This is a genomic window from Streptomyces sp. NPDC048523, assembly GCF_043199815.1.
Lineage (GTDB): Bacteria > Actinomycetota > Actinomycetes > Streptomycetales > Streptomycetaceae > Streptomyces.
This window is the reverse complement of the sequence record NZ_JBICWQ010000018.1, coordinates 1-22,940: the sequence shown is the minus strand read 5'-3', so window position 1 is coordinate 22,940 and position 22,940 is coordinate 1. Positions and strand designations below refer to the sequence as shown.

15 protein-coding genes and 2 pseudogenes are annotated in these 22,940 nt (G+C 68.4%); 12 read left to right on the top strand and 5 right to left on the bottom strand.

Annotated features, from left to right (window positions below; genetic code table 11):
• Window positions 1–3: 3 nt before the first annotated feature.
• Window positions 4–1,275: pseudogene (gene tap, locus ACGFWE_RS42435) on the bottom strand (telomere-associated protein Tap); the annotation flags it as partial.
• A gap of 375 nt (window positions 1,276–1,650) precedes the next feature.
• Between tap and ACGFWE_RS42430 the strand changes: the two are divergent.
• The gene (locus tag ACGFWE_RS42430; RefSeq protein WP_393605908.1) at window positions 1,651–3,690 is read left to right on the top strand and encodes a hypothetical protein; all 2,040 of its coding nucleotides are present in this window, start codon (window positions 1,651–1,653) and stop codon (window positions 3,688–3,690) included.
• Window positions 3,691–3,992: 302 nt separating this feature from the next.
• On the opposite strand, the gene ACGFWE_RS42425 is transcribed toward ACGFWE_RS42430, so the two are convergent.
• Window positions 3,993–4,964, bottom strand: coding sequence for a hypothetical protein (locus tag ACGFWE_RS42425; protein ID WP_393605906.1), 972 nt, complete (start codon window positions 4,962–4,964; stop codon window positions 3,993–3,995).
• 211 nt (window positions 4,965–5,175) lie between these two features.
• Here ACGFWE_RS42425 and ACGFWE_RS42420 point away from each other — a divergent pair.
• Window positions 5,176–5,298 (top strand): annotated as a pseudogene (locus ACGFWE_RS42420) (5'-nucleotidase); the annotation flags it as partial.
• Between the two features lie 136 nt (window positions 5,299–5,434).
• Here the strand turns inward: ACGFWE_RS42420 and ACGFWE_RS42415 are convergent.
• Window positions 5,435–8,605, bottom strand: a complete 3,171-nt coding sequence (locus ACGFWE_RS42415; RefSeq protein WP_393605905.1) for a DEAD/DEAH box helicase — start codon at window positions 8,603–8,605, stop codon at window positions 5,435–5,437.
• 480 nt (window positions 8,606–9,085) lie between these two features.
• On the opposite strand from ACGFWE_RS42415, the gene ACGFWE_RS42410 reads away from it, so the two are divergent.
• From ACGFWE_RS42410 to ACGFWE_RS42400, 3 genes are all read left to right on the top strand, one after another.
• Window positions 9,086–9,229 (top strand): DUF6207 family protein, encoded by a 144-nt coding sequence (locus ACGFWE_RS42410; protein ID WP_393605903.1) that lies wholly within the window; start codon window positions 9,086–9,088, stop codon window positions 9,227–9,229.
• Window positions 9,230–9,429: 200 nt separating this feature from the next.
• Entirely contained in the window at window positions 9,430–11,469 is a 2,040-nt protein-coding gene (locus tag ACGFWE_RS42405) for an ATP-dependent endonuclease (RefSeq protein WP_393605901.1), read from the top strand.
• Entirely contained in the window at window positions 11,469–13,367 is a 1,899-nt protein-coding gene (locus ACGFWE_RS42400) for an ATP-dependent helicase (RefSeq protein ID WP_393605899.1), read from the top strand. The genes ACGFWE_RS42405 and ACGFWE_RS42400 overlap by 1 nt, the downstream gene beginning before the upstream one ends.
• Before the next feature lie 299 nt (window positions 13,368–13,666).
• Here ACGFWE_RS42400 and ACGFWE_RS42395 read toward each other — a convergent pair whose 3' ends face one another.
• Window positions 13,667–13,963: a hypothetical protein gene (locus ACGFWE_RS42395; RefSeq protein ID WP_393605897.1), complete on the bottom strand. Its 297-nt coding sequence runs from the start codon at window positions 13,961–13,963 to the stop codon at window positions 13,667–13,669.
• A 1,437-nt stretch (window positions 13,964–15,400) separates the two neighbouring features.
• On the opposite strand from ACGFWE_RS42395, the gene ACGFWE_RS42390 reads away from it, so the two are divergent.
• The 7 genes from ACGFWE_RS42390 (at window position 15,401) to ACGFWE_RS42360 (ending at window position 22,497) form a co-directional block, all read left to right on the top strand.
• Window positions 15,401–15,955: a transcriptional regulator gene (locus tag ACGFWE_RS42390; protein ID WP_393605895.1), complete on the top strand. Its 555-nt coding sequence runs from the start codon at window positions 15,401–15,403 to the stop codon at window positions 15,953–15,955.
• Window positions 15,956–16,003: 48 nt separating this feature from the next.
• On the top strand, window positions 16,004–17,590 hold the full coding sequence (locus ACGFWE_RS42385) for a Mu transposase C-terminal domain-containing protein (protein ID WP_393605893.1): 1,587 nt from the start codon (window positions 16,004–16,006) through the stop codon (window positions 17,588–17,590).
• The gene (locus ACGFWE_RS42380) at window positions 17,587–18,696 is read left to right on the top strand and encodes an AAA family ATPase (RefSeq protein ID WP_393605891.1); all 1,110 of its coding nucleotides are present in this window, start codon (window positions 17,587–17,589) and stop codon (window positions 18,694–18,696) included. Before ACGFWE_RS42385 ends, ACGFWE_RS42380 begins: the two co-directional genes overlap by 4 nt.
• Window positions 18,693–19,457, top strand: a complete 765-nt coding sequence (locus ACGFWE_RS42375; protein ID WP_393605889.1) for an AAA family ATPase — start codon at window positions 18,693–18,695, stop codon at window positions 19,455–19,457. The genes ACGFWE_RS42380 and ACGFWE_RS42375 overlap by 4 nt, the downstream gene beginning before the upstream one ends.
• Window positions 19,454–20,572 carry a hypothetical protein gene (locus ACGFWE_RS42370; RefSeq protein WP_393605887.1) on the top strand — a complete coding sequence of 373 codons (1,119 nt, stop codon included), beginning with the start codon at window positions 19,454–19,456 and terminating at the stop codon, window positions 20,570–20,572. Before ACGFWE_RS42375 ends, ACGFWE_RS42370 begins: the two co-directional genes overlap by 4 nt.
• Window positions 20,573–21,434: 862 nt before the next feature.
• Window positions 21,435–21,989, top strand: a complete 555-nt coding sequence (locus ACGFWE_RS42365) for a hypothetical protein (RefSeq protein WP_393605885.1) — start codon at window positions 21,435–21,437, stop codon at window positions 21,987–21,989.
• 277 nt (window positions 21,990–22,266) lie between these two features.
• The gene (locus ACGFWE_RS42360; protein ID WP_352390991.1) at window positions 22,267–22,497 is read left to right on the top strand and encodes a hypothetical protein; all 231 of its coding nucleotides are present in this window, start codon (window positions 22,267–22,269) and stop codon (window positions 22,495–22,497) included.
• Window positions 22,498–22,581: 84 nt separating this feature from the next.
• Here ACGFWE_RS42360 and ACGFWE_RS42355 read toward each other — a convergent pair whose 3' ends face one another.
• A complete protein-coding gene (locus tag ACGFWE_RS42355; RefSeq protein ID WP_393605882.1) occupies window positions 22,582–22,800 on the bottom strand; it encodes a transposase family protein in 219 nt (72 codons plus the stop codon).
• Window positions 22,801–22,940: the final 140 nt, after the last annotated feature.

Genomic DNA, 22,940 nt, shown 5'->3' with positions numbered 1-22,940 from the left:
GGCCTACTCTCCTTCGTCGAGGACGGCGTCGCCGCCCTTGATGTGGCGGGCGGGGTTGTACCCCTGCTCCATGAGATCGACGGCCCACAGCATCGACTGGACTCCCTCCAGCTTCGCCAGGCCCGGCGTCGGCCCGAGACGGAACCCGCCCGGCTGCGGCTTGCCGGACGCGGCGTACGGCAGGAAGTCCAGGGGCGAGGGGCCGGGGGAGGGGTAGACGACGCAGTCGGAGAGTACGGCGAGCGGGTACAGGCCCGTCATGGCGGCCATGTTGCGCAGTTTGCGGTGCATGTTGATGCGGGCCTTGGAGATGACGGCGGCGCGGATGTCGGGGCGCCAGGTCGGCCGCTGGAGGGCCGGCCACCGCTCGCCCTCCCGGTACTTCCTGCCCTGCGGGCGTTCACGCAGCTTGCCGATACCGCCCTTGACGGTCGCCTTGATGGCGGCGAGCACGGCCGCCATCGCCGGGTCGGCGTCCTTGTGCCGCTCCATCGCAGCAAGGAACTCCGCGTCGCTCAGGTCCTTGGTGACGCCGAGGTCTGCGAGGGTGTCGACGTAGGCGGACTTGAGCCGGTCGTGCCATGGATCGAGGTAGGCGCCGGTCTCGCGGCGCAGATACGCCTCGATCGGGGCGACGTTGTAGCCGAGTTCCTGGGCGTAGGCGACGGTGTGCGTCTGGTACCAGGCCGGACCGGTCGGCCGGGTGCCGTCCGGCGTGAACGGCGACGGCAGGCGCGGATCCACCTCGACGTGGGAGAGGTCGACCAGCCAGGAGCCGGGGATCTTCGGGTTGAACGTCGGGGCACGGAAGTGGTCCGGGGCGGACAGGCCGACGACCAGGCGGGCCGCGGCGGCGAGGAAGGCGGTGTTCAGATCCAGGCCGACCGCGAAGGGCAGCGTGCACTCCTCATCGCTCAGCAGGCTGACGTCGCGCACCCACTGGTAGGCCTCCTCATTGAGGAACCCGCCGCTCCAGCCGCTGTCGACGACGACGGGGTGTTCGGCGGTGGCCTCTGGCGGGGCCGGGTCCATCGGCTCCGTTCCGAGCGAGCCGGGGTTGTGGCCGGGCACCCAGTTCCCCGTCTGCGGGTCCTGCACCGCGCGGGTGGGCGGCCGCAGCGCCGTCATCAGCTCCAGCCCGGACACGGCCGTCGACCCGCGCGGCGTGATGACCCGCTGGGCATACACCCCCAGGACGCGCGCGACGTCGGCCGGTTCCATCGCGCTCACGCCGGGCCAGGACCGCTCATCGAGGGCATCCCACGTGTGAAGAGCCGTTGCGGCGCCATCAAGGAGATGTCATTACTGAGCCAGTGTCAGTTCCCGCATTCGGGTGCTCTGGCCTGCAAGGGAGGAGAAGCCCGAGGTGGCGGCTGGTGACTTCAGTGGATGACATCACATGGCATTGCAGCTGGACAGGTTGATGGCACTTCCTATAGGCGTCTATCCAGCCACGCGATCGAGAGGGGGCATCCGATCTGGCGGAGCCTCCACGTCCGGGACGTTCCAGCCGGGAGAGCCTTGTGCTGGTTGTCAGTCGTTCCCTCTTCCGGTGATAGGCCGAGAGATGCTGCAGATCCTTGGCTGATCAGGAGGTGTGGGACGCGGGCCCCCGTGCTGTTGGCTCGGCTCACTGGGTAAGGTCCGGGGATGTTCTATCCCGGATCTGAGCCGGAGCTTGTCGCCGGCATGAGCGAGGCCGGTCTGGCTGGCCATCAAAGATTGCTGATACAGGCGACGCTGAGGGCGATGCATCCCGGTGCGTATGCCACTCAGCACGCGGCGGCCGGGGGAGCAGCCGTGCTCTCCCTCAGCCGCGCCGAAGCTGTGCTCCGATCTCGAGCCGGCGCGAGCGACAGCAAAGATGCCCAGCCGAACGAGAAGTTGACGTACACGGTCATTGAGCGAACCCTGAAGTCAGTGCTAGCGCTGGAGGCTGTTGTAATCCCGGCCAGGCAGCCGCTCGCGGATACACACGACCTGCTGGCAGACATGGTGCGCCGCGGCAAGAACGATCTCAAAGAGCCGTTCCGCTGCGGCATTCTGGCTAATCAGCTGGCAGCGTTCGTACCCAAGATCGAGCGCATCGTTCTGGAGCTCTTTCAGCAGGCATGGGACACAGCGATGCCTGCGACGGTGGCCGAACGCGCGATCGCCGAGGTCGCGAGTCTCGCCGTGTGGCGTGGACGAGACTATGAATGCCTGATTGCCGATCTGCAGCGCTTCCTTCGGAAGGCGCCTTGCGGGCAGGGTCTCCTCTCGGTGCTGCGGCCGGCGCATCGCCAGATCCGGGTGGCTGCCGTCGTGGAGGGTGCCCGCACCTTGGCCGGGCTTGGCCAGCTGTTCGACGCTGACACCGATGTCCGGCAGTTTCCGATCGGCAAGAAGGTACCTGACGGGTGGGGGCAGGGGACCGCGAAGTTGAGGAAGTTCGCAGCCCTACACGGCCGTCGCCCTGGCGAGGACCCTCGGGAAGGGGAACGCGCTGCTGCTGCCGTTTTGTTGACCCTGCGCGTCATGGCACCTGACCGGGGCGTGGCCGTGCACCTGGCCAGGCGACGGATTGAAGAGGCGCTCGATACTTATGTCGCGGGTCACCGGCTTGCCGAACTGCGCCTGGCGCCCGAGACGTTGGTCTTCGAGCAGTCAGACGACCGCTCGCGTCGTTACACCTCTCGGGGCCCCACCGTGGACACTGCGTGGCCACTGACCAGGCACTGGCCTGCGGAAATCCGCGAATGCCTCCGCATGGCCCACATCGCACGTTCCACCTCCTCACCACTTACCAGCGCAGCCCTGTCCTGGGCCGCCATCGAAGCGGCCGGAATCTCTCACGGCTACAACGACAGTGCTGCTCACGTGGACCTCGCCCGCGCTCTCAGCCTTCAGGCAATGCGCCAGCAGCTGCTCAGTTCCCATCAGTGCGTGCGTCGCGTCGCCAGCGCGATCCATGACGAGGTGACGGAGCGTGCGGCGGCAATCGGCCGTGCTGTGGAGGGCTTGGAGCGGCACCTCGCCAAGAAGGGCGCTCAGCTGGCCCTGGAACGGCAACTGCGAGAGGCACGTGGCCGAGCGGCCACCGCCGAACTGGAGGCGGCAGACGCCGATAACCTGTATCTCCAGCCGCTGAACGAAATCGACCGAGCAGCTCCGGTCAACGGCCATGGCCTGCTGAGCGACCTCAATCGGTGGGCCGACTTGCTGGCCGAGCTACCCGGAGCCGCTCAGGAAGTGAAGATCGGCTCAGCAGCCCTGTCACGCTTGAGGAGCGTCCTGCCCGGCCTACCCGCCCACGACATAGTCGTCTGGCAAGCCCGCATGAGCAGCCCGAAGCAGTGCGCAGCATGGCTCAAGGACGCCGAAGAACGCTGCCGAGCTCAGCTCAGCTGGATGTACGTGCTGCGCAACACAGCACTGCACCAAGGGGTTTTCGCGTCGGTCGCGGACAGTCATGACGCTCATGGGGCCCGCGGAACGCTCGATCTCACACTGGAAGTGCTGGGCAACTGGTATGCGGTGGCCACTTCGGCTCAACTTCCTGAAGCCGCCTGGACGGCGCACCGAGTGATCGGCGAACTGGCAAAGCGGCAGAAGGACTTGATTAGCCATCTCGAGGCAGACACCGCCGTGGCGGACCTGAACTTCACACACCTGACCGGCCCCACATCGAACGGACACGACCGACCGTGATGCGAAAGACGGACAGAAGAAGAAGGAAAGGAAGGGAGTGTCTTTGCCTATTGGACGACCCGCAGAGCGGACAGGGACTCGAACCCTGGTCTCTCCCAGGTGGACCGGAGTGATTGCGAGTCACTACACCCGAAGTGACCGGCCCTGGAAAGAGCTTAGCGGATGCCGGTGTGCAACTGATGATCACTGACAACATCCCGCCACCGACAACCGCGGGCGAGAGCCGGCATGGCCGAGTCAGGACTCCGGTGCGGTGAGCGCGCCTTCGTAACTAGATACCTGGTGTGCACGGGGGAGAGCCGTCAGCCGCTGGTGCGCGCAATGAAGGCGGCGCGCCCCTCGCCCGCCCGGTTGCCCCGCAGTGCCTCGAAGATCCGGCAGCGCAGCGAAAGGTCGGCGAGGCTCTCGATGAAGTAGCGGTCAGCCAGGATAGTGCCGGCTGGGTGCACCTCGCGTGCGCTCATCCATTCCATCAGCGTGCCAGCGGCACCCCGGGCCTGCCACGGTTGGTTCATCGAAGCACGCGTCTGCCGCCCCCCGGTTGCCCGGGCCCAGATCTGGTCCGTGCTCTCAAGTACTTCTGCCCGTAGGGCCTGCAGATCCTCGAGCCCGATCCGTGCCAGCTTGTCGATCCGCTCCTCGGGCGAGGTCTCCTCCTGGCGGGCCATCTGCGAGGCGTGACACGCGGCCGCGTAGTCCCAGACCGCGAGGCAGTCCTCCAAGACGTCGCAGTCGAGATGCAGCGCCGCAGTGAGGTCGGCCATGAAAGCCCCGTCAGTTTCCGGGAGTTGCCACATCTGCAAGCCCACCAGCACACCCAGCAGGCGGCCGTCCACCTCCTCGCGTGTGGCCCGGGCGAGGTCGGGCCGACGGCGGAGGTTGCTGCGCATCTGCCGTACGGCCCTGCCGTTCTCGCTCAGCGAGATCTTCGCCTCAGCCTCGGCCCTTTCGTATTCGCCGTCCATCTCGGCAGCCCATAGCGGCGGGACCTGCGCCTGCACCTGTTCCACGTGATCCTCGTGCTGCACGCGGTGCCTGAAGTAGACACGCGCCAGCGCGGCCTTGAGCGCGGGCTCCGGGACCTGCGCTCCGCCGAAGAAGGCGAGCAGCGCCAGGTCGTCGTAGGAGCGCCCGGGGCCGGCGTGCCGGGCCAGGGCGCAGACCAGGTCACCTGTGCCGTCCGGATAGACCGCTTGGGTCCCGGCGGCTCCCAAGCGACGGATCTCGGGGCTGGGGATCAGGCCGTTGCGGCGCCAGCGTTCCAACTGGCCCACGCTGACTGTGAGTCCGGCTGCCGCTGCTTGGGCTATGAGTGTGTGATCAGCTCGGCTGGGTGCTGTTCGTGGCATGCAGGGGACGCTATCCAGAAGGCTGGCATGACTGTGGCTCGAGACCGCGGGGGTCGGCCGTGACCAGCCAATACACGTCCGGAGGGGATCGCAGCGGACCTCGGCGCGATGTCCCGGCGGTTGTGGCGCCAGCGTCGTGGCTTTCGACGACCAGGTCCGTCATCTGGCTGGCACCGCCCGCAGCACGCCCAGCGTGCACGTTCCCTTCGGGAAGATGAACGACTCCGACCGCCCGGCGCCCGACGAAGCGCCCCAGTGAGGCGTCGGGCAGAGCCGTGGCACACTCACGCCGATCCGGCCCTGCCCGGCTCTCCTGCGGCGGCGTAACGTCCGTTGCGGCAGGGGCGGTTGGCTACGTCAGAGCCTGCTGTCCCGACGGATGGCCGCCGCCGGATCTACGGGCTGCAGTAGACGGTGAAGGTGCCTTTGGTCAGTGCCCGGACGTAGGAGTGGGCGCCGGCGAGGAGGCGCTGCTGCTCGCTGCTGCAGGCGGCGGCGGACAGGCCGGGCTGGGCGATGACGGTATTGATGTGCGGGCGCAGGAGGGGCGCGCGTTCACGGATGCGGTACAGCTCGTCGATGCTGCCGATCAGGTACGGGGTCTTGCCGGGGTTGCGGGCGGCGTATTTGCCGGCCCGGCGGTCCAGGGTTCGCAGCAGGGCGTCGATGCCGTACTCGCGCCATTTCGCGCCGCGGGCCGCCTGCCCGCACACGTCGTACAGATCGTCGACGCGGGCTCCGGGGAAGGGCTCGCAGGAGTACTTGCAGTGCACGAGCGTGATGGTGATATCGGTGTCGTCTGCGGTGATGCCGACGAGGTCGGCGACTTCGCCGGAACCGTCGTCGTCGACCAGGATGTCGAAGTGCTGCTCGCCGCTGAGGTGGAGGGACATGTAGTGCTGTACGGAGTGGGGCAACCGCTCGGGCCCCATGGACTCGATCTTGATGTCGACGCCGTTCCAGCCCAAGGGTTTCAGCAAGGACAGGTCGAAGGGCGGCAGGTCGGTGCGGGGTGTGTGCAGCCGGTCGTCGGGGGTCAGCAGGCGGTCGTCCGCGAAGTACAGGTAGGGCTTGTGCTTGTTGATCCACTCGGCGGCCGGCACCGTGGTGTGCTGGTGGCGGACCAGGGCATCGTCGGCGACGGGCGAGTAGACCAGCCCCTGGTCGGTGAAGTCGGCGCTGTAGGCGACCTGCCAGGTGGGGGAGACGAGGGAGAAGCGCAGCGGTCCCTGGTCGGTGAAGTCGTCCACGCGGAAGCCGATGTCGGTCACCGGATGGGACCGGCCGTCGACGGTGAACGGCGGGCCTTCCCCCAGGCCGGCACGCCACTGCCACGGCCACTCCAGGCCGAGCAGCGGGAAGGAGGGACGTTCGGTCTGCTCGACGGGGATGATGAAGCCCGCCATCACGTGCTCGAGATCCACACGGGAGTCGAGGATCTTGGTGCCCTGCGCGTCGCACCACTGCATCCAGGCCAGCAGATTGGGAGCGGTGCGCGGCGACCAGAAGCGGCCCGACAGGGCCGCGCAGACAGAGACTCTGGTGCCGTCGTCGAGGCCCGAGGCGATGATGTGGGTCTGGCTGCGGTTCTTGCGGGCCTCGGCGTTGAGCGCTTCGAAGACGTCACTGCCGACCAGGAGCGAGAACCGGTTGAAGTGGTCACGCGAGTCCAGCAGACCGATGTTGGTGGCCACGACCCGCTCCAGACCGGCGAAGACCCGGAAGGTGTCGAGCCCCTTGATCGGCTGGCTGTCGCCTCCCAGGACCCGTTTGGCCAGCTCCTTGTAGTCGCCCTTTTTGTGAGAGCCGTAGATGTACAGCAACCGCCGCACATCGTCGAAGTACATGACGATCAGCTCGTACTGGGTCTGCTCGAGGAACTGCGGGGCGCCCCAGTCGACCAGGGTGCGGTGCTCGACGACGAACCAGGCGATGCGGCCGTCGGCGCCGGTGGCCACGGTCTGCCCGAGCACGCGGTCCTCGCCGTAGCAGCTGATTGCGGCCTGCGGATCCCACGCGCCGCTCGGAGCCCGGTGCGCCACGGCGCTCATCTTCGGTTCCAGCACACTAACCGCCATGTCGGCCGGCACATGGGTGAAGGAGGCGTCGAAATCGCTGAGTTCCTCACCTCGCGCAGCGCTCCGCTCGGTGATGTCATGCAGCAGGAGGTCCCAGTCCGCGTCCTCCTTCAGCAGGTCGCGCAGCGGTGAGAGGGCGGCCGCCGGATCCCGTGCCACAAACACCGAGGCAGTCCCGATCGGCTTCGGGGCGACGGTGGAAGCGCGGGTGAAGCGGCCGATGAACTGGATCATCGGGCTGAGGCTCTTCCTGACGTCGTGCACCGCCGCCACCTTCAGCTGGGGCATGTCGAAGCCCTCGCCGAGCATGTTCACGCACACCACGATGCGGCAGCTGCGGTCGTGCATCGAGGCCAGCGCCGCCTTGCGGTCAGCCGCGGACAGCCCGTCATACAGCGCCACCGCACCCAGATCATCCGCCAACTCCTGGTACAGCGCGCAGATCTCCCGGGCCCGTCTGACGGTGTTTACCCGCGCCATCAGCAGGTGGTCGTAGCCTGCTTCCAGGTCGGCACGCAGGCGCTGCACGGCCAGCTCGGCGATCTTCTGGTCGTTGCCCTCCAGGCTCAGGACCGCCCGGTAGTCGATGGTCGTGAAGTAGTTCTCGGCCTGCGCCTGGCGCAGCGGATAGCGAAAGACGGTCCGGCCGGGAATCTTCCGGCCGTCCTCCCTGAACGGGGTTGCGGTGAACAGCAGTACCCGCCTGTCCTCGAACTGGCGGATCACATTCGTCCAGGTCGAGGCCGGAGCGTGGTGCGCCTCGTCGACGATCAGGTGGCTGAACTCGGCCAGCAAGGCCTCACGCGCCTCCGGGACGCAGTAGTGCAGCACGCTGGGGGTGGCCACGACGACGTTGCACGCGGAGGCGAACGCCTTCGCCTCCGCCGCGTCGGTGAAGCGGCGCGTCACACGGCCCACGCACGGGCGAAGCGCGGCCGGGGAGACGATCTCCTGCTGCTGCAGGATGCCCAGTGACTCGAACTTGGCCGCGATCTGGTCGCGCAGCGCGACGCTCGGCACCAGCACCAGAAGCCGCTCGGGGCGGCACGCGACCAGCACAGTGAGCATGGTCTCCGTCTTTCCGGTGCCGGTCGGCATGACCACCAGGCCCGGCTCGGGCAGCTGCGAGTACCAGTACCCGATGACCGCGTGCAGAGCACCGGCCTGCGGGGGCCTCAGCCCGCCCTCCCGCACGAGATCATGCAGCTGGATCGCATTCGAGTAGGAGTCGAGCACCGCCTGCGGGGTGGAGAGCTGCTGCGGCCCGATCCAGTCCACCGCGCCGTCCACGCCGTCGGGCACCAGCGCGGCCAGAGCGTCCTCCGTGCTGGCCGTGGCAGGCCAGCGCCCGAAAGAGTTGTGGACGAACCGGGATCCGGATTCCTCGGCCAGCGTCAAAGGGCCGGCAGGAACGAGCAGTTGGCTGACCGTGTTGCCCTGCCACTTTCGGGGCGCCGCCCACACCTGCTCGGTGCGCAAACCCGTCATGTCCGCCCGCTCCTGCCTGCACCCGACTTTCGGCATGCCGCGTGAGGCCGGGCGCAGGCCAGCGCGGCAGTGTCGCCCCTGTTCGGGCTGCCGGGCCAAGAAGGGCGGAACCGTACACGTGCAGGAGCTGATCCATGATCCGCACAAGACAACAAGGATGCAGATCAAATACTCGAACTGATCGAAATATGTCGCTAACTGATCTGAAATGTGCGCGAGTTGCCGGTGGATCGGCGAAATCCGTCTCAGGATGAACCCGCTGAGTGGCGGCTGGACCCAAAGCGGTGCTACGGGCACGGTGCCGCCCGCAGACGATGCGCTTGCCGGCTCGGCGGCAGGACACCCGGTCGGGTGGTGCCGTGGCATCGGGGGAACTCGCCCCGAAGACGGCGACGTCGTGTGGGGCATGAAGCCGATCAGGGATGTGCATGTGGCCGAGCCGGGTCTGCTTGTGGTGCCGATGACGACACGGCGTTCGCCATGCAGAACGCGATTGCCCGGAGGTGGGTCACTGCGGCTGCCGAGCAGACCACACGCCAGCCTGGTGAGCCGGGTGTGCGGCTGCGCTGTTATGTGGATCTGCGCCAAGAACTCGCAGGTCCTGAAAGTGCTGCAGGGCAATGACCGGACAGCTGGCAGCCATGTCGGCCCACGGGGGAGCCGCTGGCCTGCGGAGTCGTCCGGGCCATGCGCCCGGCCGGGACCAAGGACGGATGGTGCCAGGACCCGGCACCGGACTCGGTCCGGCTGTCGGCGCACGCGAGAGCCCGCTGCCCCTGTGTGACGGTGCGTGCTGCGTCGGTTGATGCGGCAACTAGGCTGTTGTGCCTGCCAGTGGGGCGTGTGGGGCGGGGCTGTGTGCGGGGGAGGGGAGAGCGGTGCGCCTTTCAAAGGTCAGGATCGTGAATTTTCGGAATTTCCGGGATCTGGTGATTGATCCCTTCCCGACTCCTGCGGTGATCGTGGGGGAGAACGGGGTCGGTAAGAGCAATCTGCTGTACGCGCTGCGCCTGGTCCTCGACCCGGACCTGTCCAACCGGTGGCGCAGGCTCCAGGCCGACGACATCCATGACGGTGCGTCGGCGCTGCATCAGGGAGTTGAGGTCAGGGTCGAAGTCGAGCTGACCGACTTCGACGATGATGATGACGCCATCGCGACTCTCGACGGCGCGATCATCACCGAGGAGGGGCAGCCTCGCATCGCCCGCCTGACATATCTGTTCCGGCCCAGGCTGGCAGTGGGTGCAGTCTTTGGCGCCCAGCCCAGCGAGCCGCTGACTGCTGACGACTACTCCTGGACCATCTACGGCGGCGATGATGAGAGCGCCGATATGCGCCACGCCAAGGACTACGTCCCGCTGTCTGTGCTGCCCGCCCTGCGCGACGCCGAGGGCGACTTCTCCCGCGCCGAGCGCAGCCCCCTGGTCCGGCTGCTGCGAGAGCGGCCTCCGGCCCCCGACATCGTCGCCTCCACCCTGGACGCCCTGAAACAGGCCCGCAACCAGCTGGCCCAGGATGCCTCCATGCAGCAGGCGGTGAACGAACTCGCCTCCCGCCTGGCCGCCATGACCGGTCCCCAACTGCCGCTGACCCCTTCGCTGGACTTCGCCGGCCGGGAAGACGACCTGATCCGCAGCGTCCAGCTCCTCATAGACCCGAGCGGCAGCCGCGGCATCCAGCACAGCTCCACCGGCACCGCCAACGTCGTCTACCTGGCCCTGCTGCTCGAACGGCTGAAACTGCGCCGCCAGGCCAGCGACGGCGAGGACACCCTCCTGGCAGTGGAAGAACCCGAGGCCCACCTCCACCCCAGCCTGCAGCGCAAGGTGTTCGCCCACCTGCTCCACGAACCCAACCGGCTCCTGCTGACCACCCACAGCCCGCACATCGCCGCCGTCACCCCCCTGTCCAGCATCGTGCTGACTAGCACCCACGGCGACCACACCGTCGGCGCCGTCGTGCCGCCCGGCGTGCTCACCGACGCTGAGACGGCCGACCTCGAGCGCTATATCAACGTCACCCGCGCCGAGATCCTCTTCGCCCGGGGCACCGTTCTGGTCGAGGGCGCAGCCGACGCCTACCTGCTGCCCGCCCTCGCCGAGGCAGCCGGCTTCCACCTGGACGATCACGGCATCATCGTCTCCAGCGTCGAAGGCACCGACTTCGCCCCCTACGCCACCCTGCTGGGCCCCCAAGCGCTGCGGCGCCCACACTGGATCCTCACCGACGGCGATTCCGCCGAAGGCGAGCACCGCCACCAGAAGGAACCCGGCCTGTGGAGGGCCCGGAACCTGGCGCGGATCGCACACGAGGACGTCCTGTACCAGGCACTCGACCAAGGCATCGAAGCGATCACAGCCCAGGAACTGCCCAAGAGCGGCGTGCGCCCGGGCCGGCGGAGTGTGGTGACCGCCGCAACCGGGGTAGGCGTCTATGTCGGCGACCACACGCTGGAGCCCGACATCGCTCCTTTGCTGCACTCCGAAATGGTCGCGGCCTACTGCGCGTTCCGGCAGCGCGAGAGTAGCCGGTCCGCCTTCCGCGACGCCCTGGCCCCCTTTGAGGACGGCACCGCAACCGGCCAGCAGCGCGACACCCTGGTGGACAAGATCGAAGCCATCGGCAAGGGACGCTACGCCCAGCGGCTGGCCGCGCACGTCGCCAGCATGACCGGCCTGCACGATCGCGTCCTGGAACTGCTCGGCCGCCCGCACGGCCCCATCACCCGGGACGACCTGCTGACCATCGAAGGACCAGGAGCCATCCTCGCCCTGCTGGACGATCTCAGCTGCACCTTCCGAAGCCGGCCCCTGTTCCCAGCGACCTCCGCCCACCCCCAGGCCACCTCCCCGGACCGCAGCTGATGACCGCCGCCAGCCAGCAGACGCCTGCGGTTGCGCCGACCCTGCTGCCGCCCGCCCTGGCCACCGAACTGGGCGCGCTGCACCCCGATCAACGCGCCGTCGCCACCCACTCCGGAAACATCGCCGTGCTCGCTGGACCTGGCGCCGGCAAGACCCGAGCCCTTGTCGCCCGCGTCGGATACCTGCTGGCCACCACCAGCCGCCACCGCGGCGTCGCTGCCCTGACCTACACCGAAACAGCCGCCCACGAGACCACCGTGCGCCTGCACCGCCTCGGACTGCATCCGGGACGGCGCCTGTCCAGTACCACCGTGCACGCCTTCTGCCTGCACCACATCCTGCGCCCCTACGGCCGCCTGATCGGCGACCCGCTTCCCGACGACCTCACCATCCCCGACACGTCCGCCTGCAGATCGCTGTGGGACACCGCCGCCTACGCATCCGGCCTGGACGTCAACCCGAACAACCGGACCACACTGGAGCGCCTGCGCCGTCTGATCGCGGCCGGGGAGCCGATCGCCGACTACCCGCCTCAATACCCGCGCACCGTCCGCCGCTACGAGCAGTTGCTCCGCGACAACGACAGCCTCGACTTCGAGGCCATGACCATCCGCGCCCTCGATCTGCTGCGCGAAAGCCGCACCGCCCGCGAGCAACTCGTGGCCCGCTTCCCGCATTTCGTTGTCGACGAATACCAAGACCTCGGACCCGTCCTGCACGCTCTGGTGATCACCTTGCTGGAGGCCGGCGCGGGCGTCACCGCCGTCGGCGACCCCGATCAGGTGCTCTACGCCTACCAGGGCGCCAGCCCGCACTACCTCACACAGCTCAGCGACCGGCCCGACTTCCAACGACTGCACCTGCGGGTCAACTACCGCAGCGGCAGCGCCCTCGTAACCGCCGGCCACGCCATCCTCGGCGAAGACCGCGGCTACCACGCCGCACCCGGCCGCGACGACGACGGCACCGTCACCATCCTCCACGCCGACGGCGACGAAGAGGCCCACGCGGCCCGCACCGTCGAAGTCCTCACCAACCGCCTGGCAACCGGCACACCACCAGAAGACATCGCCGTCCTCTACCGCTCCAAAGGCCCCCTGCTCGACGCCCTGACCGCCGCAATCCAGGCCGCCCAGATCCCCCTCGACAGCGAAAAGCAGCGCCGCCGTCCCAGCGGCCCCCTCGCCGACCTGATCGCCGCCTGCACCACCCGACGGCTCACGGGGCCCCTGCCCGGCCCCACCACCACCGACCTCGCAGCCCCGCGCCGCAGAACAGCCGGCATCACCCCCGCACGGACCCTTCGCGAGCTGGCCGCAATCTGGCACCACCAACTCCAACTCGCCCACCACAACGACCCGGCCGACACCCGGCGCACACTGTCACGGCGCCTGGCTTCCCTCCTGGACGCCCCCGACCGCGAAACCCCATCCCACCCGGCGAGGATCTTCCTCGCCGCACTGTGGGACACCCTGGAAATCACCCACCTCGCCGACCACAGCCCCGACCAACGCGACCGGGACACCGCCCAGGCCCTGACCGACCCCGGCGACCTGACCATGGCCGAACTCGCCGGAGGACAAATCCCCGGCCACATCGCCCTGACCACCTACCACAGTGCCAAGGGACGCGAGTTCCGCATCGTCATCCTGCCCGGCCTCGTCGACGGACTGCTCCCGCATCACTACCCCGGCAGACCCCCCGACCCCAAACAGGTCGCCGACGCCCGCAGAGCCTTCTACGTCGCCCTGACCCGCGCCAAGGACGAAGCCGTCCTCATTGGGGGCACCCGCTACACCATGCCCGCCAACAAGTGGTACCCCGCACGCTCACGGGACACCAGGCGCTCCAGATTCGTCGACGAAGTCGAAGCCCAACTGCCGGACCCACCCCGCTGACTCACCCCGCACACCCCTGCGAGGTTCGGCTCCACGCCAGCGAAGTCGGACGGCTGGCATGGCGCTGACCGAAGCGCCTCAACAAGATCGTGTGACGAGCTCTCAGGAAGCCGGTGTGCTGAGCAGAACCGAACGCGCAAAGGCCTCGACTTCGCTACGGTCAGTGGCTACGAGCTTGGGCGGGAATACGCCTACACCTGCGACGCCGCGGTCTTCAGGCCGGCGGCCGACTGGTAGATCCGGCGATGTGGCAAATCGATGCTCTGATGCGGGAGTCACCAGCCGCGGACAGGGGTGATCTACGGTGCCCAGTCCCAGGTGGCAGCGCGGGGCTGGGCGCCGATTTCGGACATGAACGAGTCGGTCCCGTCCGTCGGAACCGGGTTCTGCTTCGAGGCCAGCTCGGGTGCGCACACCTGCCAGTGCAGGGTCCGGGTTCCGTAGGGGGCTATGCCTGCGTCCTGCGTGAGCGTCTTGAGCGGGCCGTCCACGGCGTCGGGGTACTCGCCGTCGGCGTGCCTGGGCGTGTACGAGGTCTGGAACTTCTGGGTGATGGAGATGGCCGCGGTGTCGGAGCGGTTCTCATAGACGGTCATGACGTTCACGCACGTGTTCGTCGCGTCGCCGTCGTGCCATTCGGTCAGGGCGAGAGATCCCCGCGGGGCGCGGGCCGGTGTTGGTTCCGGCACCGAGGAGGCGGCCGGTGCGGAGGCGGCCGAAGTACGCCTGGCTGCAGGCGTGGATGCTGCGGGGAGGGCCGGCGTTATGGTCTGGGTGACCGTCACGGTAGGGACTGCTGCAGCGGGCTGCGGGGTGTGGCTACAGCCAGCGCTAAGGAGCGCGGCCCCCCAGGCGGCCAGGACGGGAAAAAACCGGCGCGTCATGTCTGCCTTTCACGTTCAGTGAGAAGACCGCGGCAGGCTGTTGCTCGGCCGGTTCCTGTGGGGACGAAAGCGGGTGTTGCCGCCTGACGTTCGTACGACGGGATCATAGCGGCGGGTATGGCTGCTTTCGCGGCCCTACCTCACTGCTGGTGTTGCTGTGTGCGGAGAGTGACTCCGGCGGCGCGGGCCTGTACTGGGATCTCCGGCAGCCTGATGGCATCAAGGGTCCCCGACGGATGGTGACCTACCCGTGCCGGTGCCACGGTGCTCGGCACATTTGGACACCGGGCCAACACCTCGGCAAGAGCGGCTAGTTCGGTGGTGCCGATACTGAGGGCCCCAGTGTCTTGTCGGCGTCCAGTCCGTGGTTGCTGGCGCGGACACGGCGTTGGGGTGAATCCGATCGCGTCTGAAACCTGTACTTACGGCTGGCGCGGCGTGACCTGCTAAGCCGACCTGGCGCAACCTCAGTCATGGTGACGACAGAGGCGAGAATGGGCCAACTCCACGAATGCCAGCTGGCGTTGAGACGCTGGATCGCGGCCTGATTGTCAGACCCCGCCGCTACAGTGCCCGCCGGTGACTGCGGATCATCTTCCGGCACCTCCCGCTCATGTTGTGTGCATGACTGGAAACTGCCTGGAAAACGTAAGGGTGAAACGTAAGGCCCCCTGCACCTGGGCAAGTGCAGAATCCTGCCCTGGGCTGCACGTTCCTGCCCCAGTCGGCAGCATGTTCAAGACGGGTACATGGCCAGCCCCTTATCCGCTTGCCGTAAAACGTAAGGCAGCCCGGGCTGTCGGGCGCGGTTCTGCACAGTCCGTGCCGCCGCGGCGAAGTGTGCCGCCGACGCCCGATGTCGGGTATGTCCCGCCACCCCGGTAAAGACCTGAACCGGACGTGTCGCATGCCCGTTCGCCTTAAGTTGCCGTGCACCGGAGCCCATCGGCGTCCGGGACTTTCTGCCTTACACCCAACTGTCTGACCTGCGCGGGTGGTTAAAGGCATGAGTCGAAGTGCGACCCGCACGTATACGACTCCCGGCCGGATCGCAGTCCTGCCCGGCCTGTCGCGGCACGGAGCAACACCCTGGCTGTTCCTGCCCGGCCGACAACGCGTTGGACTCACACCTCCAGGAGAAGACCGCACATGGGATTCGGACAGCTCGGAGCCCACGGCGTACCCGGGGCGGTAGCCCTCACCACCACCCTCGATGACATCGCCCACGTCACAGACCCCTACAAGACACCGGACGAACGCCTCAGGCACAACCTGCTGTACCTGACCCGCTCCCGCACCGGCTACGCCTACATGCAGGACTGCGGGATCCGCCTGGAGCACCGCAAGATCACCGCATGGCTGGCTGAGGACCGTGTTCCCAGCGCCGAACAGCAGCGGCGCCTGGAGAACGCCTTCCGGCTGCTGCGCCGTCGCAACATGGGCCCCAGCCTCACCCGCCGGCTCAACGCAGATGGCGGGACACGGGTGGAAATCTATCCCGTCGACCAGAGCGAGGTGGCCCCCGAGCACCAGCGCGAGGCCCGCTGGCGGCACAAGAACATCTACCGCTGGGACGACATCGTCCAGGCATGGGCGCGCAGCGACCTGCTCGACCTCAGCCACCGATGGCAGTACGTCATCAGCGACCTGGATTCCGACTGGCGCCGGTACGAGTACGTCACCCATCTCGGCTTCTGGGCCTGACCCCGCGCCCGCCGTTGTACCGACCCCCTGCGCCAAAGGAACGCCTCCATGGAGTCTCCGGACCTCGACGATCTCACCGACGAAGACCTGGCCCGCCAGCAGCAAGCACGCCGCGAACTCATGGGCCCAGCCGTACGTGCACTACTGGAGTTGTCGCAGCGTGGCGAGCTGACCACCAGTCACGTCGAACTGTCCGCCCACACCCTCCGCGTCCACGTCAGAACAGTGTGGCGCAACCTGGCTCGCGCCCGACTTAGTGAACCCCTGCGACGTGGCCGGGACCGTTTCGAAATCACCGAGGACATCCGCACGCTGCTGGCGTACCACCGTGGCAACGTCAAAGCCGTCCACAAAGAACTTGCCCAGACCGCCATGAAGACCGGCGCCACTCCGGTGAGCCTGTCCACACTGCACCGGGCGGTCAAACGCGACCTGACCCCCGGTGACCGGGCCGGCCTGAAGAGCGGAATCCCGGCTGCCCGCGGCCATGACCCGCACCTGCGCCGCCCGCCCACCGTCCGCAACGAGGAGTGGGAAGGAGACCATAAGCAGGCCCCCGTCTGGGTATGGGCCGACGGGCGGCTGGTCAAACCGTGGGTGACCTGGTTCTGCGACTGCCACACCGGCATGATCATGGGCTGGGCCGTCACCCCCCACTTCCCGCACCGCGGCTCCGTCCTGGCCGCCCTGAGATCCTGCATCCTGCGCGAGGGCCCCTACGGCCCGGCAGGAGGCCTGCCCACCCGGATCCGGATCGACCGCGGCAGGGACTTCCTGTCCCACGCCGTCCAGGACGCCCTGGGCGCCTTCGCCGTCCAGGTCGACGTCCTGCCCGCCTACACCCCGCACCTCAAAGGCAGCATCGAGAACCTCAACCGCGCCGCCACCAGCATGTTCTTCTCCGCCCTGCCCCGCTACGTCCATGCTCAGAAACTTGATGCACGCCGCAGGGCGGGGGAGAAGGACCCGGCGCTGACGTTCGAGGGCTTCGTCGAACTGTTCGCGCAGTGGGCCTGCATCCGCAACGCCGAACACAAGATGGCCGGTTACGGCGACTTGACCCCGCTGCAATGGTGGAACAGCGATGCCACCCCGATCCGCGACGTACCCGCCGAAGACCTGCACGCCTTCCTCCTGGAAGGCGACCGCTCGACCCGGATCATCCACGGCCACGGCATCCGCTTCAAGGGCCGCGACTACATGGCCGGCTGGATGACCGGCCGCTCCGGCACCCGCGTCCACATCCGCTTCCAACCCCACCACGCCCAGCAGATCGAGGTCTTCGACGCCGACAACCGCCGGCACCTAGGAACCGCATACCTCGCCGACGAGGCCAGCGAAGAGCAGATCGAAGAGGTCTACCAGGCGCGCGCCGACCGCGCCCGCCAACTACGCCGCGACCTGCGCAACGCCGAAGCCCTGCGCCGACGCCGCTTCAAGGCCGTCACCGCCGCCGGCCCCGCCGTGGCGGAGGGAGCCATGACCCGCAAACAAGCCGCCAAGGAACTGCGCAGCCTGCGCTCCCGCCGCCGCACCGATGACCTGCCCGCAAACTACATGCCCCGCCGGATCGCCCCCTCCGCCGAGTGGGCCGTCCCCCAGCCTGCGGCCTCCCCGTCTCCGGAGCATGCATGACCACCCCGACCACAACCCCCGACCCGCCCCCCGGCCGTGCCGGCCGGATTCTCCACGGCCACGGCATCCGCTTGAACGGCCGCACTTACACGGCCGCCTGGATGGCGGCTCACACCGAGCGCACCGTGCACATCCACACTCGCGGCCCCGACACCATCGAAGTGTCCGATGCCGCAACCGGCCACCTCCTGGGAACCGCCCGCTCCCAGCACCCCGCCCGCCTCGACCCTGCTCGCCCCGATTCCCGGCTGACAGCGAAGGACACCGACATGACCGAAATCACCCAGCCGACGCCACCCCGCCCGGACAAGGACGAAGTCGTCGGCGAACCCGACTTCTACCTCAACCTCGCCGACGCCCGCATCGTCGCCACCGAAGCCCTCCTGGAGGCCAGCGAGAACATCGCCGACACCATCGAAGCCCGCGCGATGTCCTGCATCTACGGAGACGCCGGCCTCGGCAAGACCTTCTCCGTCCTGGCTGCCTTGAAGGAAGTCTCCGCGGAACGCGTCCTGCTGCTGCAGTTCCGCTCCCGCCCCACCCCCCGCGACATCCGCCAGGAACTGTTCAACGAACTCCACCTCGAAGGCGAACCCCCCTCGCACCCCAGCGAGTTCGACCGCCTCCTCAAGCGAACCTTGGCCCGCAAGCCCTACGTACTGGTCTGCGACGAAGCCCAGCAGTTCAGCCGTGAATGCTTCGAGTTCGTCCGCCACCTCTGGGACACCGGCAAAGGAACCAACCGCCCCGCCGTCCTCTTCGTTGGCGGCGAAGAGGCCTACAAGACCCTCTACAGCGAACCCGCCCTCGCGTCCCGTATCTACATCTGGCAGGAGTTCGCGCCGATGGAGGCCGACGAGGTCCAGCGCAACATCCCCCTCTTCCACCCTGTGTGGGCGGACGCCTCACCCGAACTCATCGACTACGCCTACGAAGAGGGCGCGGGCGGCACCTTCCGCGTCTGGTCCAAAATCACCTATCACATCCTCGAAGGCATGAAGCGCCGCGACCTCAAAAAGGTCGACGAAACCATTGTCCGCTGGGCCATCCGACGCGCCGTGCCCCACCGCCGCAAGAGCCGCCGCCCTCAGCAGGACGCCGGGTGACCGACCCCGTCGCCCCCTCCGGCGCGCCCCACTACCTCAACCTGCCCGGCGCCCGCACCGTCACCACCCAGACGGTGCGGGCCGCCGCCCGCACCCTGGACGAGGCCCTGCACGAACAGAGCATGATCTGCATGACCGCCGATGCCGGCGTCGGCAAGACCTTCACCCTGCACCTGCTGTGCGAGACACGGCCCGACCTGCCCGTGCTGCGGCTGCTACCGCGGCCCCAAGCCCGCCCCGACGACCTGCGCGCCAGCCTCCACCGCGCCCTCAACCTGCCCGGCCCCCCGCCGCAAGACCCAGGCATCTGCGACGACTACCTCCGTCACGCCCTGCGCCAGCCACGCCGCCTCATCGCGGTCGACGAAGCCCACCAGCTGTCCTCCTCCTGCATCGAATACCTGCGCTACCTCCACGACGACCCCGCCCCGCAGGTCACCCTCCTGCTCCTCGCCGCCTGGCCCCGCCTCAAAGCCCTGCGCTCCCAGCCGACCCTGATCAGCCGGGTCACCACCTGGCACCGCCTGGAACCGCTCCAGACGGACGAACTCCTCACCGTTCTGCCCGCCTTCCACCCGCTGTGGCAGGACGTCCCCACCCCCCTCATCGCGCGCCTGGACGCCCTGTGGGCCCACGGCAACTTCCGCCGCTGGGCTGCCCTGACCCACCAAATGCACACCAGCCTGCGCCGCCACCCCCACCAACAGCCCGACCCGGCCACTCTCCTGCACCGCCTCAATCCCAGGACCCACCCCGCATGACCTCACCGGACGACACCCTCCGCAAGTGGACCCCCCAGTGGTCACCCGAGGGCACCGACCCCGCACTGCCGCCGATCACCCTCATCACCGACCCACACGACCAGCCCGCCCACACCACCACCGCCCTCGCCGCCCACCAGCCCGCACTCGGCCGTATCGCAGTCCACCCCACCCCCCTGGCCACCGCGCCCGCCTACCTCGCCCACGACCTCATCCGCGCCCTGGGCAAGCACCTGCCGCCCCCCGACACCGACCCGCCCTGGTGGACCAGCAACGCCGACGAGTCCTGGCGCATCGCCGTGGCATGGACCGGGGCCCTCGGCATCAGCCACTACGTCGTCTGCCGCGCCCACCGCATCACCAGCCGCCATCTCGAACACCTCATGGCCCTGCGCGAACGCACCCGCATACGCCTCACCCTCATCGCCAGCGGCCCACCGCCAGCCGCCCTGACCGACATCCTCAACGCCGTCGCGCATCGACAACTCGACACCCTCGAAGCCGCCCATCACCACCTGAACACCGACCCCGACGCCACCCCGCCGCCCGCCGACCGCTACCCCTGGTGGCAGTCCGCTCCCTTCCCCTGCCCCGACGACGAGCCGTGGTACCAGATGCCCCCGCGCCCGCGTCACCCGGCCGGGCAGCCCGGCGACACCACCGCCCCCACCCGCCGCGCGCCCACCCGCCGTCCCTCACAGGACAGCCCGCCGCCCACCACAGCCCTCACCCCCGCAGACCACGACGTCGTGGCACGGCGCATCCACACCCGCATCGCCCACCCCATCCACGCCGCCGCCGTCGCCGTCCGCGCCCTGATGGGCTACGGCATCGACCAACTGCCCCAGATCACCGTCCCCACCACGCACCGCCCGCGTGCCGATCTGCCGGCCGATCTGCCCGGATGGGCCCGCCTCCTGCAAGACGCAGCCCGCCTTCACACCGACTTGCAGCGCTTCCCCTCTCCCGACCTGCCCGCCCACCTCTCCGGCGACGACAGGGCCCTGCGGCTGCCGGCCTGGGAGATGAACGAGGTCGCCCAGGCCACCGCAACCTGCCGCCTGCTCGCCGCCCCCACCCGCCGCCCTCACCCGCCTACCAGGAAACGACGATGAGTAGCTATCCCGCCATCGATGCCCTTCTAGCCGCCCGCTCCCAGCACCCCGCCCGCCGAACGCGGACTGCTGCGCCGCCGCCTCGGCCTCACCGCCCCCGACGTCGCCCAGGCGATCGGCGTCGACACCGCGACCCTGCATGCGTGGGAAGAAGGACTGAGCGAACCGCAAGGACACCTTTACGCCGCCTACGCCTACCTCCTCACCCGCGCCCGCACCGCCGCAGCCGACCGCTCCCAGGCCCTCGCCCAGGAATCCGCCACCGACGTCGAAACACTGACCCAGCCCGCGCCCTGCGTCCTGTGCGGCCGGCCGGCCACCCAAGAAGTCCTCGGCTACCCCCAGCATCTCGACCCTGCCGAATGCGCCTCCGCGCCCCACCCCGCCTCGCAGCCGACGCCGGCCACCACCGTCCGCCAACACACAACCCGCCCCGCCCAACGCCAGCCCACGCCCCAGGCGGACAAGGACCCGATAACCGCGGCGGTCACCGCGGCTCTCCGTGCCCACGCCGACAATCAGGAGGCGGCCGTCCAGGCCCTCATCGGCCAGGCGATCCCGGATGCCATGCGACTGTTCAACGCCTGCAGGGTCGGCGGGCGTTACGACGTGGTGAGCCACCCCGCGCTGCCGGACATCCTGCGCAAGCCATCGCCCAGGGCCCCCGAGCCTCATCTGGGAAGCCCGTCCCAACTGGCAGCGCCCGCACCCCCTCGCCAGCAGCGAGCCGATCACAGCCCTGGACATCAACGGCGCCTACCACTCCGCCCTCAAGACACACCTGCCCATAGGCCACCTCCAGCCCACGCCCCCCACCCCTCACGACCGGCGCCGCGCCGGAGTCCACCTCATCACCCCACCCGTGTGGGAGCACGACAACCTGCCCGACCCGCTGGGCACACGACAGGAACCCGGGCCCGTATGGATCACTGAACCCACCCTGCGCCTGCTGCTGCGCCTGTCTAGCCCCCGGAACGCCCTGTGCGAGCCGCCGCTCGTCCACGAGTCCTACACCTCGGGGGCCACGGAGAACCTCCTGGAGAAGTTCCGGACCGTACTACGGGACGCCCGTACCCGCGCCCTCGAACAAGACGACACAGTGACCCTGGAGTACGTCAAAGCCATGTACTCCAAGTTCGTCTCCACCATGGGCGAGTCGTCCTACAACAAAGAACTGCGCAGGCCCGATTGGATGCACCTCATCCGCTCACAAGCCTTCACCAATCTCTGGTCCAAGGCCTACAAAGCGCACACCGAGGGAATGACGGTGGTCCGCATCTGCGGAACCGATCAGCTGCACCTCCAAGGCGACTGGCGCCATGTCTTCCGCGAAGGCAGAGATCTCAGCGAGGTCAAGGTCAAGGACTCCTATGCGGCAGACACGTTCCTCGCGCCACCCTCGACGAGTGTCAGATGACCACAGACAGTCCGGCGGGAAACGAGCTCCGGCACCCTGGAGCCGTGTCTTACGACAACTGCCCAGGAGCGGCGGCAGCCGCTTCTAGCTGCCGCAGGAGGCGATGGATGCTCTACAGCGCGTGGACGGGGGTGCAGCAGCTCGCCCGGCACCGGACGGGATCGCCGATGGGAGCGCCGGTTGGTGCTGACGAAGCCGTTGGGCGCCGGGGAAGTAGGGGCTGGTCCGTAACTGTGAACTGGCTGTCTGAAAAAGCGAATTGGTCCACAATGTGATCGTGGCCACCGCACTGCAGTCAGAGTTCGACGACGGCACGCCCGTCAGATTCCTGCTCTCTCCTGTCCCGCCCAGTGGTGCCGCGGGACGGGACGAGGATCTCCCTGCGGGGATGGGGACGTCGACCCCCGTGGCCGCCGGACGGCGGGGCGTCGCCGACTTCGCGACCGGTGCCCTGCGCAGTGCCCTGGCACCGCTCGGCGTGCTGCTCCAGGAGCCTCCGCCAACCTGAAGGTGCAGGTCAGGAGGCTGGTGTGACCGCTTCTCGGGGTACTCACGCTGGTCGCTGGCGGCAGTCCGCGCCGTAGATCGTTCGTCAGCGGTTGACTTCGAGGCTCGTCAGGACGAGCAGGGCGCGCAGGAGACGCGTCGCGCGAGCGGGATCGGTGCGGAGTTTGGTGAGGATCCGCCAGTTCTTTAGGTGGGCGAAGCCGTGCTCGACCGGGGCGCGTCCGACGGCAAGGACCCGGTTGGCGGTCTTCTGGCCGGGCGTGAGCTTGTGGGTGCGGCTGGCGTGGAAGCCGGTGACGATCACGGGGTCGAGGACGTCGTTGTCCAGGCCGCGGAAGCCGAGGTCCGCCAGCGCGCAGGTGGGCCAGGACGTGGTCGTGGCGGGCGGCGGAGTTGTCGTGGGTGCGGCCGGGCCGGGCGGCGGATATCCAGATCAGGCGACCA

Coding starts and splice junctions, on each gene's coding strand:
- ACGFWE_RS42430 (WP_393605908.1), top strand. CDS start 1,651: ATGTTCTATCCCGGATCTGAGCCGGAGCTTGTCGCCGGCATGAGCGAG.
- ACGFWE_RS42415 (WP_393605905.1), bottom strand. CDS start 8,605: ATGACGGGTTTGCGCACCGAGCAGGTGTGGGCGGCGCCCCGAAAGTGG.
- ACGFWE_RS42410 (WP_393605903.1), top strand. CDS start 9,086: ATGCAGAACGCGATTGCCCGGAGGTGGGTCACTGCGGCTGCCGAGCAG.
- ACGFWE_RS42400 (WP_393605899.1), top strand. CDS start 11,469: ATGACCGCCGCCAGCCAGCAGACGCCTGCGGTTGCGCCGACCCTGCTG.
- ACGFWE_RS42395 (WP_393605897.1), bottom strand. CDS start 13,963: ATGACCGTCTATGAGAACCGCTCCGACACCGCGGCCATCTCCATCACC.
- ACGFWE_RS42390 (WP_393605895.1), top strand. CDS start 15,401: ATGGGATTCGGACAGCTCGGAGCCCACGGCGTACCCGGGGCGGTAGCC.
- ACGFWE_RS42385 (WP_393605893.1), top strand. CDS start 16,004: ATGGAGTCTCCGGACCTCGACGATCTCACCGACGAAGACCTGGCCCGC.
- ACGFWE_RS42380 (WP_393605891.1), top strand. CDS start 17,587: ATGACCACCCCGACCACAACCCCCGACCCGCCCCCCGGCCGTGCCGGC.
- ACGFWE_RS42370 (WP_393605887.1), top strand. CDS start 19,454: ATGACCTCACCGGACGACACCCTCCGCAAGTGGACCCCCCAGTGGTCA.